Annotated in this window: 18 protein-coding genes and 2 tRNA genes; 10 read left to right on the top strand and 10 right to left on the bottom strand. The window is 62.5% G+C overall.

The annotated features are described in order from the left end of the window. The first annotated feature begins 27 nt into the window (after positions 1–27). Both ABEA23_RS00475 and ABEA23_RS00470 read left to right on the top strand, forming a co-directional pair. The gene (locus tag ABEA23_RS00475; protein WP_345476178.1) at positions 28–735 is read left to right on the top strand and encodes an SDR family oxidoreductase; all 708 of its coding nucleotides are present in this window, start codon (positions 28–30) and stop codon (positions 733–735) included. Then, the gene (locus tag ABEA23_RS00470; RefSeq protein ID WP_345476177.1) at positions 732–1,175 is read left to right on the top strand and encodes a GNAT family acetyltransferase; all 444 of its coding nucleotides are present in this window, start codon (positions 732–734) and stop codon (positions 1,173–1,175) included. The genes ABEA23_RS00475 and ABEA23_RS00470 overlap by 4 nt, the downstream gene beginning before the upstream one ends. A 36-nt stretch (positions 1,176–1,211) precedes the next feature. Here ABEA23_RS00470 and ABEA23_RS00465 read toward each other — a convergent pair whose 3' ends face one another. Then, entirely contained in the window at positions 1,212–1,625 is a 414-nt protein-coding gene (locus tag ABEA23_RS00465) for a GNAT family N-acetyltransferase (protein ID WP_345476176.1), read from the bottom strand. Beyond that, entirely contained in the window at positions 1,625–2,197 is a 573-nt protein-coding gene (locus ABEA23_RS00460; RefSeq protein WP_345476175.1) for an LOG family protein, read from the bottom strand. The genes ABEA23_RS00465 and ABEA23_RS00460 overlap by 1 nt, the downstream gene beginning before the upstream one ends. 86 nt (positions 2,198–2,283) lie before the next feature. On the opposite strand from ABEA23_RS00460, the gene ABEA23_RS00455 reads away from it, so the two are divergent. Then, positions 2,284–2,355: transfer RNA gene (locus ABEA23_RS00455), tRNA-Asn, on the top strand. A gap of 67 nt (positions 2,356–2,422) precedes the next feature. Continuing rightward, positions 2,423–3,286 carry a formyltetrahydrofolate deformylase gene (purU, locus tag ABEA23_RS00450; protein ID WP_345476174.1) on the top strand — a complete coding sequence of 288 codons (864 nt, stop codon included), beginning with the start codon at positions 2,423–2,425 and terminating at the stop codon, positions 3,284–3,286. Between the two features lie 69 nt (positions 3,287–3,355). Here purU and ABEA23_RS00445 read toward each other — a convergent pair whose 3' ends face one another. Next, the gene (locus tag ABEA23_RS00445) at positions 3,356–3,853 is read right to left on the bottom strand and encodes an Hsp20/alpha crystallin family protein (protein ID WP_345476173.1); all 498 of its coding nucleotides are present in this window, start codon (positions 3,851–3,853) and stop codon (positions 3,356–3,358) included. Positions 3,854–4,089: 236 nt separating this feature from the next. Here ABEA23_RS00445 and ABEA23_RS00440 point away from each other — a divergent pair, with 236 nt between their 5' ends. Continuing rightward, positions 4,090–4,941 carry a siderophore-interacting protein gene (locus ABEA23_RS00440; RefSeq protein WP_345476172.1) on the top strand — a complete coding sequence of 284 codons (852 nt, stop codon included), beginning with the start codon at positions 4,090–4,092 and terminating at the stop codon, positions 4,939–4,941. 56 nt (positions 4,942–4,997) lie between these two features. Here the strand turns inward: ABEA23_RS00440 and ABEA23_RS00435 are convergent, their stop codons facing one another. Beyond that, complete coding sequence (locus tag ABEA23_RS00435; RefSeq protein WP_345476171.1) at positions 4,998–5,447, bottom strand: NINE protein; 450 nt, start codon at positions 5,445–5,447, stop codon at positions 4,998–5,000. Positions 5,448–5,545: 98 nt separating this feature from the next. Between ABEA23_RS00435 and ABEA23_RS00430 the strand changes: the two genes are divergently transcribed. The 4 genes from ABEA23_RS00430 (at position 5,546) to ABEA23_RS00415 (ending at position 8,841) form a co-directional block, all read left to right on the top strand. Next, positions 5,546–6,358, top strand: coding sequence for a phage holin family protein (locus ABEA23_RS00430; protein WP_345476170.1), 813 nt, complete (start codon positions 5,546–5,548; stop codon positions 6,356–6,358). 10 nt (positions 6,359–6,368) lie between these two features. Beyond that, complete coding sequence (locus tag ABEA23_RS00425; RefSeq protein WP_345476169.1) at positions 6,369–7,058, top strand: CDP-alcohol phosphatidyltransferase family protein; 690 nt, start codon at positions 6,369–6,371, stop codon at positions 7,056–7,058. Further along, entirely contained in the window at positions 7,055–8,251 is a 1,197-nt protein-coding gene (locus ABEA23_RS00420; RefSeq protein ID WP_345476168.1) for a glycosyltransferase, read from the top strand. The genes ABEA23_RS00425 and ABEA23_RS00420 overlap by 4 nt, the downstream gene beginning before the upstream one ends. A gap of 140 nt (positions 8,252–8,391) precedes the next feature. Further along, a complete protein-coding gene (locus ABEA23_RS00415; protein ID WP_044494478.1) occupies positions 8,392–8,841 on the top strand; it encodes an SRPBCC family protein in 450 nt (149 codons plus the stop codon). 178 nt (positions 8,842–9,019) lie between these two features. On the opposite strand, the gene ABEA23_RS00410 is transcribed toward ABEA23_RS00415, so the two are convergent. From ABEA23_RS00410 to ABEA23_RS00395, 4 genes are all read right to left on the bottom strand, one after another. Continuing rightward, positions 9,020–9,093: transfer RNA gene (locus ABEA23_RS00410), tRNA-Ile, on the bottom strand. 42 nt (positions 9,094–9,135) lie between these two features. Next, complete coding sequence (locus ABEA23_RS00405; protein ID WP_345476167.1) at positions 9,136–10,185, bottom strand: glycosyltransferase family 4 protein; 1,050 nt, start codon at positions 10,183–10,185, stop codon at positions 9,136–9,138. After that, positions 10,182–10,592, bottom strand: coding sequence for a 6-pyruvoyl trahydropterin synthase family protein (locus tag ABEA23_RS00400; protein ID WP_345476166.1), 411 nt, complete (start codon positions 10,590–10,592; stop codon positions 10,182–10,184). Before ABEA23_RS00400 ends, ABEA23_RS00405 begins: the two co-directional genes overlap by 4 nt. 65 nt (positions 10,593–10,657) lie before the next feature. Further along, the gene (locus ABEA23_RS00395; RefSeq protein WP_345476165.1) at positions 10,658–11,671 is read right to left on the bottom strand and encodes a zinc-dependent alcohol dehydrogenase; all 1,014 of its coding nucleotides are present in this window, start codon (positions 11,669–11,671) and stop codon (positions 10,658–10,660) included. Between the two features lie 54 nt (positions 11,672–11,725). On the opposite strand from ABEA23_RS00395, the gene ABEA23_RS00390 reads away from it, so the two are divergent. Further along, positions 11,726–12,826, top strand: coding sequence for a glycosyltransferase family 4 protein (locus ABEA23_RS00390; protein WP_345476164.1), 1,101 nt, complete (start codon positions 11,726–11,728; stop codon positions 12,824–12,826). A 61-nt stretch (positions 12,827–12,887) separates the two neighbouring features. Here the strand turns inward: ABEA23_RS00390 and ABEA23_RS00385 are convergent, their stop codons facing one another. Beyond that, positions 12,888–13,598: a maleylpyruvate isomerase family mycothiol-dependent enzyme gene (locus ABEA23_RS00385; protein WP_345476163.1), complete on the bottom strand. Its 711-nt coding sequence runs from the start codon at positions 13,596–13,598 to the stop codon at positions 12,888–12,890. Continuing rightward, positions 13,531–15,003, bottom strand: a complete 1,473-nt coding sequence (locus ABEA23_RS00380; protein WP_345476162.1) for an FAD-dependent oxidoreductase — start codon at positions 15,001–15,003, stop codon at positions 13,531–13,533. The genes ABEA23_RS00385 and ABEA23_RS00380 overlap by 68 nt, the downstream gene beginning before the upstream one ends. Between the last annotated feature and the right edge of the window lie 22 nt (positions 15,004–15,025).

Raw genomic sequence — 15,025 nt, 5'->3', positions numbered from 1 at the left:
GATCGGGGGCGCGACTAAGCTGGGCGCATGAGCACTGACACCGCCGCTAAGCCTGTTGCCCTGATCACCGGCGCCTCCCGAGGCATCGGGCGAGCCATCGCCGAAAACCTTGGGCGCGACCACCACATCCTGGTGGGCGGGACCAACGCTGAGCGAGTCCAGGCCGTCGTGGAGGCACTCCCCAGTGCCGAAGCGTTCATCGCGGATCTGGGCGACGCCGAAGCAATGAAGCAGGCCTGGGAGCAGACCGGGCTGACGCGGCTGGATGTGCTGGTGCATTCGGCGGGTCTGGCGTGGATGCGTGACGTGGCCGAGGCCCCCCTGTCGGAATGGCGGCAGATGTTTGAGATCAACGTATTCGCCGTCGCGGAGCTGACCCGGCTGACCCTTCCGGCGCTGCGCGCAGCCCGCGGAGAGGTCATCACCATCAACTCCGGGTCCGGTTACCGTTCCCGCGGGGGAAGCGCCCTCTACTCCGGCACCAAATTCGCGCTGCGTGCTTTTACTGACGCGCTGCGGGATGAAGAGCGCGGGACCGTGCGAGTCACCTCCATCCACCCAGGGCAGGTGGACACTGACATGCAGGTGGCGCTGCAGGAGTCCTATGGCAATGCCAACTACGACGGCGGCCGCTACATCGCACCAGAATCTGTGGCTGATACTGTGCGCCTGGCCATCGAGATGCCCGCGGCCTCCATGGTGGAGGAGCTGGCAATCCGTCCGGTGAACCCATGAGTGAGGCTGCAGCTGCCGCAGTTGAGCAGAGCCTGCAGATCCGCCCACTTCAGGCAGGGGAAATTGACGCCGCCGTCGCCCTCTGGGAAACAGCGGGGCTGACCAGGCCGTGGAATGACCCGCACCAGGATTGCCGGCGGGCCATGGGCGGTCCGGCCTCGGATGTGCTCACCGCCATTGTTGGTGGCCAACTGGCAGGCACAGTCATGGTGGGTCATGAAGGACACCGCGGCTGGATCTACTACCTGGCGGTGGAGCCTAGCCTGCGCGGGCAGCAGATCGGCGCTCAGTTGGTGGCAGCAGCCGAGGACTGGCTGCGTGAGCAAAACATCCCCAAGCTGATGCTGATGGTGCGCGAGGGCAATGACGTGGTCGCTAGTTTCTACGACAAGCTCGGCTACAGCAGACAGCAGGTCATGACCTTCGGCAAGTTCCTCTGAGTCTGTACCGCCGGCGCGAGTCGTCAGCTGAAGAGGTCAGTCGAAACGGACGAAGGAGCGCAGCGCACTGCCGCCGACTTCACGAATCTCGGTGAAGCCTAAGGATTCGTAGAAGGCACGCTGACCGGGCTCGTCGTCGGTCAGCAGCACTTTCTGGCGCACATGGGCGAAGGGGGTGGCCGCACGGATGAACAGCTCCCGGCCGATGCCGCGGCGCTGATGCTCAGGGTCCACCAGAATGTCCTGCAGATACGCGATGGTCTCACCATCGCTGATGACCCGCGCGAGCCCTAACAGCCGGCCGTGCTCCCAGGCGCTGATGACCAGGGATGAACCGGCCGCAGCCCGCACCAGCTGCTCCGGATCCTTGGTGTAACTGGTCCAGCCCACCGCGTTGTAGAGCCGCACCAGCTCTTCGGCGGCCGGGATCACGTCGTCGTGAAACTCCATCAGGTCACATCCTCTGCTGGGGGCTCCCAGGCGCGCAGCTGGCTGATCAGATCCTCAGGGGTGTCGGCGATGACCAGGGCGTCGCGGCGCCAGCCGGCGATGAAGCCCTCATCCACCTGGTGATCGATCATCTTAAGCAGCGGATTCCAGAAGCCCTTGGTGTTGTACAACGCTACGGGCTTGGCGTAGATCCCCAGGTACTGCCAGGTCCACACCTCAAAGAGTTCTTCCAGGGTGCCCATGCCACCAGGGAGCGTGACGAATGCATCACCGAGTTCTCCCAGGCATGCTTTGCGGGTGTGCATATCTGCCACCACCTCAAGCTGGGTCAGCCCGCGGTGTGCGGCCTCGCGCTCCACGAGAACCTCGGGGATCACTCCGATGACTTCGCCTCCGGCCTCCAAGGCGGCATCGGCGATCTGGCCCATGAGCCCGACCTTGCCGCCGCCGTAGACCACGCCGACTCCGGCCTCGGCCAATGCGGCCCCGAGTGTGCGCACTTCCTGTTGGTAGGTCAGGTCATGTCCAGAGGCGCTGCCGGTAAAAATCGAGAGCCGGTTCAGTTCAGTCACAGCCTCCATCCTATGGCGGGAATCCCGCGCTGAGGAGGCCGATTTCCCTCCCCGGCCATTTCCCTGCTACCATTTTTTAGTCGCTTTCCTCCGTAGCTCAATGGCAGAGCACCCGACTGTTAATCGGGTGGTTGTTGGTTCGAGTCCAACCGGGGGAGCTCATAATGTGAAAGGTCCTCACCATGTGGTGGGGACCTTTTGCTTTCCCGGCTAGACTGTCCGGCTGTGACTGCCTCTGCCGATATCGCCCGCCTCATCATCTCCTGCCCCGACCAGCACGGCATCGTCGCTGCTGTATCTCAGACCATTGCGGAGCTGGGGGGCAACATCATCTCCTTGGACCAGTACTCCACCGGTGTGGAGGGTGGTCAGTTCTTCCAGCGCACGGTGTTCCACCTGCCCGGCTTTGCCGCCGCGAGGCCCGAGGTGGAGGCTGCCATTGAAGCCAAGCTCGCCGGACGGTTCAGCATGGACTGGCAGCTGACCGACGCCGCCCGGCCCAAGCGGGTGGCAATCTTTGCCTCCAAGACCGATCACTGTCTGCTGGACCTGCTGTGGCGTCACCGGCGCGGCGAGCTGCCGGTGGATATCGCCATGGTGATCTCCAACCACGCGGACCTGGCCGACGACGTGCGCACATTCGGCATCCCGTACTTCCATGTCCCGGTGGATAAGCACAACAAGGCCGCTGCCGAAGCAAAACACTTGGAGCTTCTGCAGGGGAATGTGGACCTGATAGTCCTGGCTCGATACATGCAGATTCTCTCCCCGGAGTTCCTGGAGCAGGTCGGGGCGCCCATCATCAATATTCACCACAGCTTCCTGCCCGCCTTCATCGGCGCTGGGCCCTACCAGAAGGCCAAGGATCGCGGTGTGAAGCTTATCGGTGCCACTGCTCACTACGTGACGGAGGATCTGGATGAGGGGCCGATTATTGAGCAGGATGTCATCCGGGTGTCCCATGCCGACGACGTCGCCCAGCTCACCCGCTACGGAGCCGATGTGGAGCGAGCGGTGCTCTCTCGTGCGGTGAAATGGCACTGCGAAGATCGGGTGATACGGCACGGCAACACCACGATCGTTTTCTGACCCCATGAACGAGGGCCGCCCGAACTGGGCGGCCCTCGCCTGTCACCAAGGCATTAGACGGCTGCTGCGTTACGCGGCGATCTGCTGCTTCTCGTCCGTGGCGACTTCAACCTGGTCCTTGCTTCCCGGGTGCTCGGAGCGTATGCCCGCGGTGATGCTGATCTTGCGAGGCTTTTCCTCCGCGTACACCCCTGTGACCCGAACGCTGAGAACGCCGTCGGTGTAATCAGCAGAGATCGACTCCTCAGCGACCTCTCCGGGCAGGGTGACAGTGCGGGAGAAACGCCCATAGCGGATCTCTCGCAGGCCTTCGGCGTCATTGCGGCTGCGACGCTCACCGGAGATGGTGAGGGTGCGGCCGCTGAGCTCCACAGAGAGGTCCTGTTCGGGATCCACGCCCGGGAGGTCTACGGCCAGTACCAGGTCCTCATCCTCGCGATGGGCGTCTACAGCCGGTACGAATCCAGCATTTCGCTGGACGTCCTGGCTCAGCGGGCTGCGCATTGAGCGCATCATGTCATCAAAGATCGAGAACGGGTCCAGGCGCGTCAGGTTGGTGGTCATCATCAGCAATCAGCTCCTTCAGCTCATCGGAACTCACTACCGACAACGTTGCCGTTGCGGGGTACCGCATGTTTACGGTGCCATCTATCTCAACAGAGCCGCGCCACAGCATATTCCAAAACTTGAGTGAATCCCGCTCAACTTATGGCGCACGGCGGAAGAGGCCAACGATTGCGTCACAGCAATGTTCGCTAGTGTGCGGCTTCGAGGTAAGGTATACCTTCCTGTAGGCTGGGGGCATGTCCGCTGAAGTCGCCGCTGCTCCCGCCCGCCCTCGTAAACCTCGTGTGCAGACTCTCATGGAGGTGGTCCGCACCGAGCAGTTGACACCGCATATGGTGCGCGTGGTCTTTGGTGGAGCGGGATTCGAGCAGCTGGAGTTCAAGGACGCCACGGACCACTACATCAAACTGCTTTTTGCCGATCCGCAGCTTCAGCTGCAGCGTCCCTACGACCTCGATGTGCTACGCGAGCAGCTGCCTCAGGAGCAGATGCCTGTGACCCGCACCTATACCGTCCGGCACATCGACCGGGAGAACCAGCAGCTCTGGGTGGACTTTGTGATTCACGGTGATGAAGGCCTGGCCGGCCCCTGGGCGGCACAGGCTAAACCGGGGGATCTGATGAGCTTCTTCGGGCCCGGTTGCGGGTACGGCCCGCGTCCTGAGGCCCAGTGGCATCTGCTGGCAGGTGATGAGGCGGCGCTTCCAGCAGTGGCCGCGGCCTTAGAGGCCATGCCCGAGACTGCCCAGGGCGTGGCCCTTCTCGAAGTTCGCGACGCCGCCGAGCAGCTCCCGATCAGCGCACCTGTTGGCATCGACGTCATCTGGTTGTACCGCGGTGCAGACTTCAGCCCTGAGACAACATTGCTCGCCAGCGCGATAGCGCGGCTGGAGATCCCCGCCGGTGATGTGCAGGTCTTCATCCATGGTGAACGCGAGCAGATGAAGCAGGTGCGACGCCTTCTGGTGCAGGAGCGCGGACTCGAGCGCCGGGGCATGTCACTCTCGGCCTACTGGGCTCATGGGCGAGTCGAGGATCAGTTCCAGGCGGAGAAGCGCACGCCTATCGGCCAGATCGACGCTGAGTAGTTCCGATCGGCACTGAGTAGTCCCGCGGGCGAGGAGACCTCGCCACTGCGGGTCGGTTAGTTCCCGGAGACCGCTGCGGAGGTGCCGACCACCATCGCCACCACGACAAAGCCTACGAGGACCAGGACGGTTAATGCCGCGCAGATCCCGCCGTACTTCGCGTAGCCGGCGAGCCGATGATCTTTGCGGTCCCGCATGGTTCCCGAAAGCAGCAGGAACAGGTCGATGATGGTCCATGCGCCCACCACGCCCAGCAGTGCCAGTCCAGGAGTGACGGCTTCCAGCACGAGCAGAACAGCGCCGCCGCAGCACATCAGTGTTTTCAGCATCGCGGTGGGGAGAAAACCCAGATAGTAGCGCTGGGCACCTATGGGACCCAGGAACAGGGCTAGGGCCCAGGCCACAAGGAACTTCTTCTCCGAGGTCGGCTGATTCTCAAAAGCCCGCCGGTCCTCTTCGGTGTAGGTGTTGGCATAAAGCTCGTCGAGGTCATAGTCCCGGGCCATAACATCTATGCTACGCCGTCCTGAGGAGGGTGCTTTATGGGGCTTCAGTGGTAGTTTGGTCCATATTGGACCGCCCGATTCAGGATGGAGGCGCTGTCGTGGTGCAGCAAGCGACGTCGCAGAATAAGAGCACAGCACGCCGCCCTTCGCTGTTCGACCTCATCAAGGTTGTCCTGCGGCTGGGCCCGAAGCAGATCAACGATGAGATTCAACTGGCCATCGGCCAGATGAAGGCCAAAGGCGTTGCCGCTGGTATCGCCGCTGGTCTGATGGTGGTTGGCCTGGTCTTCGTGACCTTCTTGGTGGTGGCGCTCATTGTGGCCGCCATCGCCGCTTTGTCTCTGATCTTCCAGCTCTGGGCTGCGGCACTGATCGTGGCTGGAGTGTTTCTGATCATTGCGCTGATCTTCGCGCTGATCGGACTGCAAAAGCTGAAGAAGACCATGCCCCTTGTCCCGGAGGACGCCATCCGAGGCCTGCGCATGGATCTGGGTATCGCCCGCGAGGGCACTGACTTCGATCCTCGTTCACTGGATCGCGCCGATGAAGAGAAGCGCCGTCAGAAGGAAGAGGCTAAGCGCCGGGCTGCCGAAGCGCGCAAGAAGCCCGGTGGTGGATCACCGCAGAAACCGACGTACCGGGAGCTCCTGCGTCGCACCAGCCTGCGCCGTGATCACCTGGCCGGACTGCAGGATCAGCTGGTAGCCCGACTGCCGAAGAAGCAGGCCGATGACGAGCTGGCCTCCTCCCCGCTGAATCAGGCACAGAACACGGCAGAACCTGCCCAGTCCACTCATGAGACCACTGACAAGGCGCGCGAATTTGTTGCCCAGCGTTGGAAGCCTTTGAGTGTAGCTGCAGGCTCTGTGGCCGCAGGCGCGGTCTTCCTTCGCGAACTGATGAAGAAATAGACTTAATTCTGTGAGACTCATTGGTGCCGGAACCCGGGAGGGTTTCGAGTACACCGTGCGCACTACATTCTGGACTGTTCCGAATGTCATCACCGTACTGCGGTTCCTGCTAGTTCCGGTTTTCGTGTGGTTCGTCAGCGAATCCGAATATATGCACGCCTTCTGGGTGCTGGTAGCGCTGGGGGCCACTGACTGGATCGACGGGTTCGTGGCGCGCTTCTTCAACCAGCTCAGCACCGTAGGCCGCTGGCTGGATCCGCTGGCCGACCGTCTGGCGATGGTGATCGTGACCCTGAGCTTGGTCTACTTCCAGGTTCTTCCGGGTTGGCTTTTCTGGGTCATCTTTGTGCCGGACCTAGTGCTCTTCCTCAACGCGGCGCTGCTATTTGTCGGAACACCGCACCTGCCGGTCTCCGCTATGGGGAAGGTGCGCACCGCAGGGCTCATGGTGGCGCTGCCGCTGATGCTCCTGGCGCGGACTGAGCGCTTCGCTGCCCACCTGGACGGTTTGTTTCCCTTGGTGGCTGAGTCGTTGTTGATTGCGGCATGCGTGATGCATGTGATCGCTTCGGTAGATTATTTTGTGCAGGCCCACGCCAAGTTCCGCCGGCTACGCCGTCATGGCATCAACCCATGGGATCGAAAGAGCTGGGCCCAGCCCCGACCATCCGCTGAGACTGCAGAGGTAAGCGCCACGTGAATTCCGGGAAGCCGCTGCGCATCCTTATTGCTGCCGATACTTATCCACCAGACGTGAATGGGGCGGCTGTATTTGGCTACCGGCTGGCCAAGCATATGAACGCCCGCGGCCATGAGGTCCACATTGCCGCAGCCCGTCCGGGCCCCGGGCCTGACACTGTGGAACAGCGCGATGAGGCCACGATCCACCGTTTCCGCTCCTTCAAAGCGCCCACCCATGAGTATTACAGGCTGTGCCTGCCGTGGCTGGTGGAGCCGGCGATGGGTCGATTGATGGACAGCATCGAGCCGGATGTTGTGCATGTTCAGTGCCATTACATGATCGGCAAAGCCGCGATCGAAGCCGCGGAAGCCCGGCGCATCCGCACTGTGGCGACCAACCACTTCATGCCGGAGAACCTGGATCCGTTCCTTCCTTTCCCGCGGTGGTTCAAGCGCATCGTCTCTGCCAATTCGTGGCGAGATATGGGACGGCTCATGGGGAAGACTTCAGTGGTCACCACTCCTACTCCGCTGGCTGCTCGCACTATGGTGGAGAAGGCCGGTTTCGACCGGGTCCTGCCGCTGTCCAACGGAATCGATGTGGACTACTACACGGTGCGGCCGGGCGAGAACGTGCCAACCCGAGACAAGCCCACCGTTCTTTTCGTGGGTCGGCTGGCGGTTGAGAAGAACGTGGACGTTCTCATTGACGCGATCTCCAAGACCGACCCGGTGCTTGACATTTCTCTGGAGATCATTGGTGATGGGGAGCAGCGCGACAAGCTGCGTGATCAGGTGGAGGCTCTTGGGCTCCAAGATCGGGTCAACATGCGCGGTCATGTCGACGACGTCGAACTGCGGCGTGCCTATATCGCTGCCGATGCTTTCTGCCAGCCTGGCACCGCCGAACTGCAGTCTCTGGTATCGCTGGAGGCGATGAGCGCCGCCAAGCCTGTGGTGCTCGCCAATGCGCTGGCCCTGCCGCATCTGGTCTCGGAGGGGGAGAACGGTTACCTGTTCGAGCCCAATAACAGTGCCGATCTTGCCGAGAAGCTGAATCAGATCTTCCGAAAGTCCGCGGTGGAGCGTGCAGCTATGGGAGCTGCAAGCCGTGAGAAGGCCAACCAACACGCCATCGGTAAGACCATGGCAGCTTACGAGGCTCTCTATGAGGGGGCCGACTGGGTGGAGCTGGACCAGTTCCACGCGTAAGCCGTCTTCCGCGTGGAGGAACTTCTCAGTAATTGCACAGCTAAAACCCCTGGTGAGCCACTGTTCCGGGTCAGTAGAGTCGCGAATATCGCGGTGTTACCGATCCGCCGCGCCGACTAGACAATCCGTAAGGAGAAGTCATGACCACCAAGGTTGACAAGACCGTTGTTGTAAATGTCCCGCTGAGCACTGTGTATAACCAGTGGACCCAGTTCGAGGATTTCCCGCACTTCATGGGCGGGGTGGAGAGCGTTCGCCAGGTCACTGACAAGCAGTTGGAGTGGAAAGCCTCTATCGGCGGAGTCAGCCGCGAATGGACGGCGGAGATCCTGCGGCAGGAGCCGGATGAGGTGATTTCCTGGGCAGCCACAGAAGGCGCCACGAACACTGGCACCGTGACTTTCCGCCCGGCATCACCGGATAGCACCGAAGTGCATCTGGAGCTGGAGTATGAGCCCGAGGACTGGGTGGAGAAAGTGGGCGACAAGCTCAACGTGGTGGAGAACCGCGCAGAGAAGGACCTGGAGCGGTTCAAGGAGTTCATCGAATCTGAGGACTACGCCACAGGCGCGTGGCGCGGCCGAATCTAATCCGCGGGGCGAGCCTTCAGCCCATAAGTGAAGGTCCTTGTACAGCACGAAGCCCGGGCTCAGAAGCGCACGAATCGCTCTGAGCCCGGGCTTCGCTGTGTCAACGAGCCTGACCGGCTGCTCCCATTGGACGCACCGCAGGCCAGGCGTTCTCAACGCGGATAACCGAACACTTCCGTAGGGAGTGCGGGACTTGAACCCGCGACCAAGGGATTATGAGTCCCCTGCTCTAACCAACTGAGCTAACTCCCCGTAAGCCTGACGGCTTCAGCTGCATAAGGCAGCCGTCCCATCCTATCGGAGGGAGAGAATAACCTCAGCGGCCTGTCCCCAGGTGGGCAGATGATGACGACGCCGCTGCGCCGCCTGGTTCAGTTCGTGACGTAGCTCGGGACTTGTCAGGAAGCGATGCAGCGCGGTGGTCCAGGCGTGCGCATTCCGCGGATCCAGCGCGAGACCTGCCTCGCTGGCTGCCTCGACGGCGCCAGTGCCGGAGGCGACAAAGGCCGGAACGCCATATGAGCAGGCTTCGGTCACCACCATGCCGTAGGTCTCCACAAGCGACGGTAACAACAGCAGATCCGACTCTGGCCATAGTGCACTAACACCCTCGGGGCTCAGCAGACCACGGTGATCCACGTGTCCTGCTAAGTGCTTCTCCATCTGGGCAAGCAGGCCCGCTCCGGGCTCCTGATCTGCACCAGGACCAGCCAAGACCAGTCGCCAGTTCATGCCCACCAGCGGTCTAAGCGCCTCCAGCAGAAGACGATGATTCTTCAGCGGGTTCCACGTGGCCACACAGGCGAAACTCAATGGGGCGTCGTCGTTCTCTCTGACGGAGACGGAGGAAAGGGCCTCCGGCACCTGCACCCCCGGTTCTGCCACGGCGATCTCCTGACGACGGTAGCGCCGGCGCAGTTCTGCAGCACCCCATTGGCTCACGGCCACCACATGGTCTGCTTCCTGCACCGCAGTGCGTTCACGCTTGACCGCCTCGGGATCGCCCAGGCCCTCAGCCTCAAGCTCAGCCGCCACCGGCAGATGAACCAGGAGCACCTGGCTCGGCGCGGACGGCTCATCCATGCGGAGGAATAGCTCGGGCATTCTCGAGCCCAATAATCCATCCACCACCGTCAGCTGTGGAGTGAGCTCGCGCTGCTGACTCCGAATGAGTTCCAGCAGATGCGCCACGTCGTCGTCGGTCTGCGGGGGAGGGACGCTCAGCGTAGAGGTCTGCGCTCCAAGCCGATCCAAGGCCTCACGAAGCTGCTGGTTATAACGCAGCCCGCCGCTGACAGTGCCACCGTTGACACTGTCTAAGGCGGGCTCCACCCAGAGGATCACCGCTGCGGATCCAGCTCGATTCGCACACGGGCGCGGGCGCGCGGGTGCTCCTCGGCCTCCACCTCCACAGCGCGCAGACCATGCCCCTGCGGCAGCGCCTCGGCCAGGCGCAGGGCAACATGCTGGACGACCACTTCAGTGGTGGAGAGCTTGTTGACGAAATCAGGGTGCTCATCCAGGTTCCGGTAGCGCAGCGGTTGCAGAACCTGTGCGAGCAGTTCAGATGCTAAGCCGATGTCCATCACCACTCCGTGCTCATCAAGTCCCTGACGCTCGAAGCTGGCATGAATGGCCAAAGTGGCGCCGTGCAGTTGCTGGGCGGGGCCGAAAAACTCGTCCTGCAGCGAATGCGCGATCATCACATGGTCATCTACTGTCAGGGTGAACACCGGGGTGTACTCGATCATCAGTCTGTTCCTCTCGTCGGGACTCATCAGGGCGCTCAAGCATGGGCTGAAGGCCGAACCGGGCCTTAGTAGGTCACTACGTGCAGTATCTCTTGGCGGGAGGTGTTCGTGTGGTCCTCGAGTGGCTTCTCGGGGCCCGCCGTGCCGCGGCCAGCCATCCGGTCCATGACCGCAGGGAGCTCCTCCAGCGGCGAGCGTCCGGTGATCAGCGCATCAAAGCGTTCATCCAGCAGGGTCAACGCGGTGCTCAGCCGTTCAGCCCGCGTGCGGCGTAGTCGCTTCGGTGAAGCCACCTGCCCTACTTGGCTGCCAATAATGCGCAGGCGCCGGGCATGGAAATCCGCTCCTAACGGTACCTGCGGGGACTTCTGGCCATACCAGGAGAGCTCGACGACTGCGCCGTCGTCGCCGGTGATCTCCAAGGCCCGGGCAAGACCCGCCTCGTGCGCGGAGGTGTGGAAGACGACGTCGTTATCTCCGGAGGCATCCTCTGGGGTGACGGCTGTAAGACCCAAGGACTCGACGACGGCGCGGCGGTCAGCGTCGATTTCCACCACTTCCAGCCGCTGCAAGCCGATCCTGCTCAGTAGCAGCGCGGCGCTGAGCCCCACCATTCCGGCACCGATCACGGCGACCCGGTCGGCCAGGGTGACTTGGGCTTCCCAGATGGCGTTTAGCGTGACCTCGGCAATACCTGCCAGCAGGGCGCGCTCAGAGGGGCAGTTATCCGGGATGACATGGCAGGACTCTGCCGGGATCACCACGTGGCTGCGGTGCCCGGAGAGGCTGAAGACCCGCTTACCCAGCAGTTGAGCGGGGCCCTGTTTGACGATTCCCACATTGAGATAGCCGTGGGAGACCGGGCTCGGGAACTCGCCGAGCTGATGGGGCGCGCGCATCAGATCTGAGACGGATGCTGGCACTTCTCCGCGGTGTACCAGGGATTCAGTGCCGCTGGAGATTCCGGAGACTTCGGTTTCGACAAGGACTTCCCCAACTGCCGGTTCCGGAATCGGTACCTGGCGCACCGCACCGGTGAAGGGGGCTTCGGTCCAGTATTCGCGTGCTGTCATCGTCATTCATCGTTCCAAGTCAGCCCTGGAGGAACCTGGACGAGCTGGAATACTTGCAGCATGAGACTCTTCGTGGATTGCAGGTATGTGCGCACTCGGGTGCATGACGGTATCTCCCGGTACACCGCATCCTTGGTGCAGGCGGCTGCGGAGAAGGCCGATGTCACCATGCTGATCCACGACGAACAGCAGCTGGGCATGCTGCCGGATCTTCCCGCAGTCAAGATCTCCTCGCCAACTTCGGCCTTGGAGCCCTTTGTGGCTCAGCAGATCAACCCGCACCAGCCCGACGTCGTGTTCTCTCCTATGCAGACTATGGGGAGTGTGGGGCGGCGTTATCGACTGATCCTGACGCTGCACGATCTGATCTATTACGAGCACCGGACCCCGCCGCGGGACTTGCCTGCGCCGGTTCGGCTGGGGTGGCGGCTGTATCACCTGAGCTATACCCCGCAGCGTATGGCGTTGAATCGGGCTGATGCGGTGGCCACCATCTCTGAGACGACGCGGGGGCTGATGGAGAAGCACCGGCTTACTCGACGCCCACTGCATCTGATCCCCAACGCTGCTCAGCCCGTTGAGCAACCGCGTGACCCTGCCGTACCACCAGCTCGGGAGCTGGTCTATATGGGCTCCTTCATGGAGTACAAGAATGTGGAAGCGGTCATTGCAGGATTGAATCGGCTGCCGGAGTACCGGTTGCATCTTTGCTCGCCGATCAGTCCTGCGCGCAGGGCGCAGTTGGTGGCCCTGGCTGAGCGTCCGGGCCAGTTGATCTTCCACAACGGGATCAGCGAGCAGGATTACACCGCTCTGCTGCAGCAGGTCACGGCGTTGGTGACGCTTTCCCGTGCCGAGGGTTATGGGCTTCCGGTGGTTGAGGCGATGAGCCACGGCACTCCCGTGGTGGTCTCTGATCTGCCGATCTTCCGGGAGGTCACCGGTGTGGCAAACAAAGTGAGTCAGGACGATCTGGCGGCGGGGGCTCAGTGTGTGGATGCCGACGACGACGCCGCCTTCGCCGCGGCGGTCCGCCGTCTGGAGGATCCTGCTGCTTTCCAGGCGGCGAGTGTCCAAGCCCGTACTCGCAGTCAGGCTTACTCCTGGGAGGACTCCGCCGACCGTCTGGTGACCTTGGCCCGGTCGCTGATAGAGCGCTGACGCGTTCTTGCGGTGGTAGTACCCACGCTTCTGCAGAGGCGTCTTAGGCGGGACCACCGAGCTAGGGGGTTACCGCCGTTTCGCGCAGCTCCAGGACGGCGGTGCGATCACCTGTCATGTGCAGGTTCTCTCCACGGCCACGGCCCCACAGGGTCAGGGCGAGGTCTTCAGCAGAGCCGGTGAGGCTCGCCGAGGGTTGACCAGCTGGTGAACCGATGACCCAGCGCCGCTGAACATCCTCGGCGTTGAACATCACGCCGGCCCTCAGCGGCGAGATGCGGTTCACGCGCACTTGCCGCGGGTAGAAGAAGTTGACGACCTCGTCGATACCATCGGCCCAGACTGCTGCTTCCGCCACTGGTCCAGGAACATGAAGGGCGGTGCGAAGATCCCAAAGGTGAATTAACGTCTCGTGGGTCTGACGGCGATGCCAGAAGGACACTGTGTTGTTTCCATTCTGGCCCTGGTCGTCGAGCGTGTCGCAGGGCTGGTCTGCGGGCAGCTCATGCAATGTCTGCTGCAGCAGCTGGGCGCGGGATCGGTAGCGCGCCACCGCGCTAGTGGCCTCAACATCAGCAGGGGAGTCCGAGACCCTGGTGCCGTCGCGGCGGCATTGGGCTGCGGCCCACACGTGGACTCCGCCCAGATGCTCGGCCAAGTCTCCCACTGTCCATCCACCGCAGCTGGGGACCGGCTGATGAGGGTCAGCGTCCTCCAGGGAGGCAGCAAACTCCTGTTGCAGCAGGGTCAGTGTGCTGAGGTAATCGATCATCTGCGGCTCCAGCTTCCTCGAGTGGTGCGGTGGCTGTGCTGCGTCCGTGGAGAAAACCAGTAGGCACTCCAAGTGTCACCGGCGCCGGTGCGGGGTCTGCACTTCTCGGCTGCGCTGAGCAACAGGACGACGCCGGCATCTCCGCCGCCGGTTCTTGAAGCTCCGGATCCGTCGCAGAGCACACCCCAGTCTCGGGAAGGTTCAGATTCTGTGCCGTTGAATCCTTCCCGGCAAGGTGCGCTGCTATGGAGCGTACCTGTTCGTACCCGGTGGCCAGCAGGAATGTAGGTGCCCGGCCGTAGGACTTCATGCCCGCGATGAAGAAGTCAGTCTCTGGATGAGCTAGTTCCTTGGCGCCGTGGGCAGGGACTGTTCCGCAGGAGTGGAACTCCGGATCAATCAGCGGCGCCAGCTGGACCGGGGACTCCACGGCCGGGTCCAGCTCAAGGCGCAGTTCGCGCAACATATCCAGGGCTGGACGGAAACCGGTAGCGGCAACGATGAAATCAGTCTCCACGGTGTCTCCGCCCCGAAGCTGCACGTGGACAGTACCCGGCCGTGCTTCGAGTGCCTGCACTTCCGCAGAGGTCAGCAGTTGAATGTCACCAGCCTCTACCAGATTCTTCAACCGCACACCCAGGTGGCCGCGGGCTGGAAGTCCGTCGCGGTCCCCACCGCCGAAGCTGCGTTCCGCACTCTGGCCGCGGATGGCCCAAGAGATTCTTGTGGAGGGGGCTTCACGCTTCAGTGCGGCCAGATTCAACAGTGTATTGACCGCGCTGTGGCCCGAACCGACCACCATGACCCGTTTCCCAGCGACACGGTGACGCTGTGCGCCTAGGACATCTGGCAGCGGCCTAAGCAGATGAGCGGCGACGTCGTCGTCGTTCTCCCCCAGGGCAGGTAGACCTGAGGTGCCCAGCGGGTTGGGCTGCTCCCAGGTTCCGCTGGCATCAATGACGGCCCCGGCTCGAAGATCCTGAACCTGGCCGGCGCGGACCGTCCGGACGAGGAAGGGCTGCTCCGCACGCTCGGACAGGTGCGTTTTGTCTCGGTTCCCGCGGGAGACTCCGAGCACGCGAGTGTTGAGCAGGATGCGTTGCTTTAAAGGAGTCTTATCCGCCAGAGGTTCCAGGTATCGCTCGCGCAGCTCGGATCCTGTGGGCAGGGCTGCGGGTCGCGGCTCCTCCCAACCGGTGGGCAGCAGAAGGCGACGGCAGGCGGCGTCGATGTTGTACTGCCATGGCGAGAACAGCTTGATGTGCCCCCACTGATCGACGGCAGCACCTACTCGGTCTCCCGCTTCCAGGACCAGCGGCTCGAGTCCCTGTTCCAACAGGTGTGCGGCAGCGGCAAGGCCTACCGGCCCAGCTCCTATGACGACGACGGGGTACGCGGCTTTCATGGTGACATCTCCTCCGTGGGTT

Source organism: Nesterenkonia rhizosphaerae, from assembly GCF_039544555.1.
Taxonomy (GTDB): Bacteria; Actinomycetota; Actinomycetes; order Actinomycetales; family Micrococcaceae; genus Nesterenkonia; species Nesterenkonia rhizosphaerae.
The sequence above is the reverse complement of the archived record's forward strand: the minus strand, read 5'-3'. Positions and strand labels throughout refer to the sequence as shown.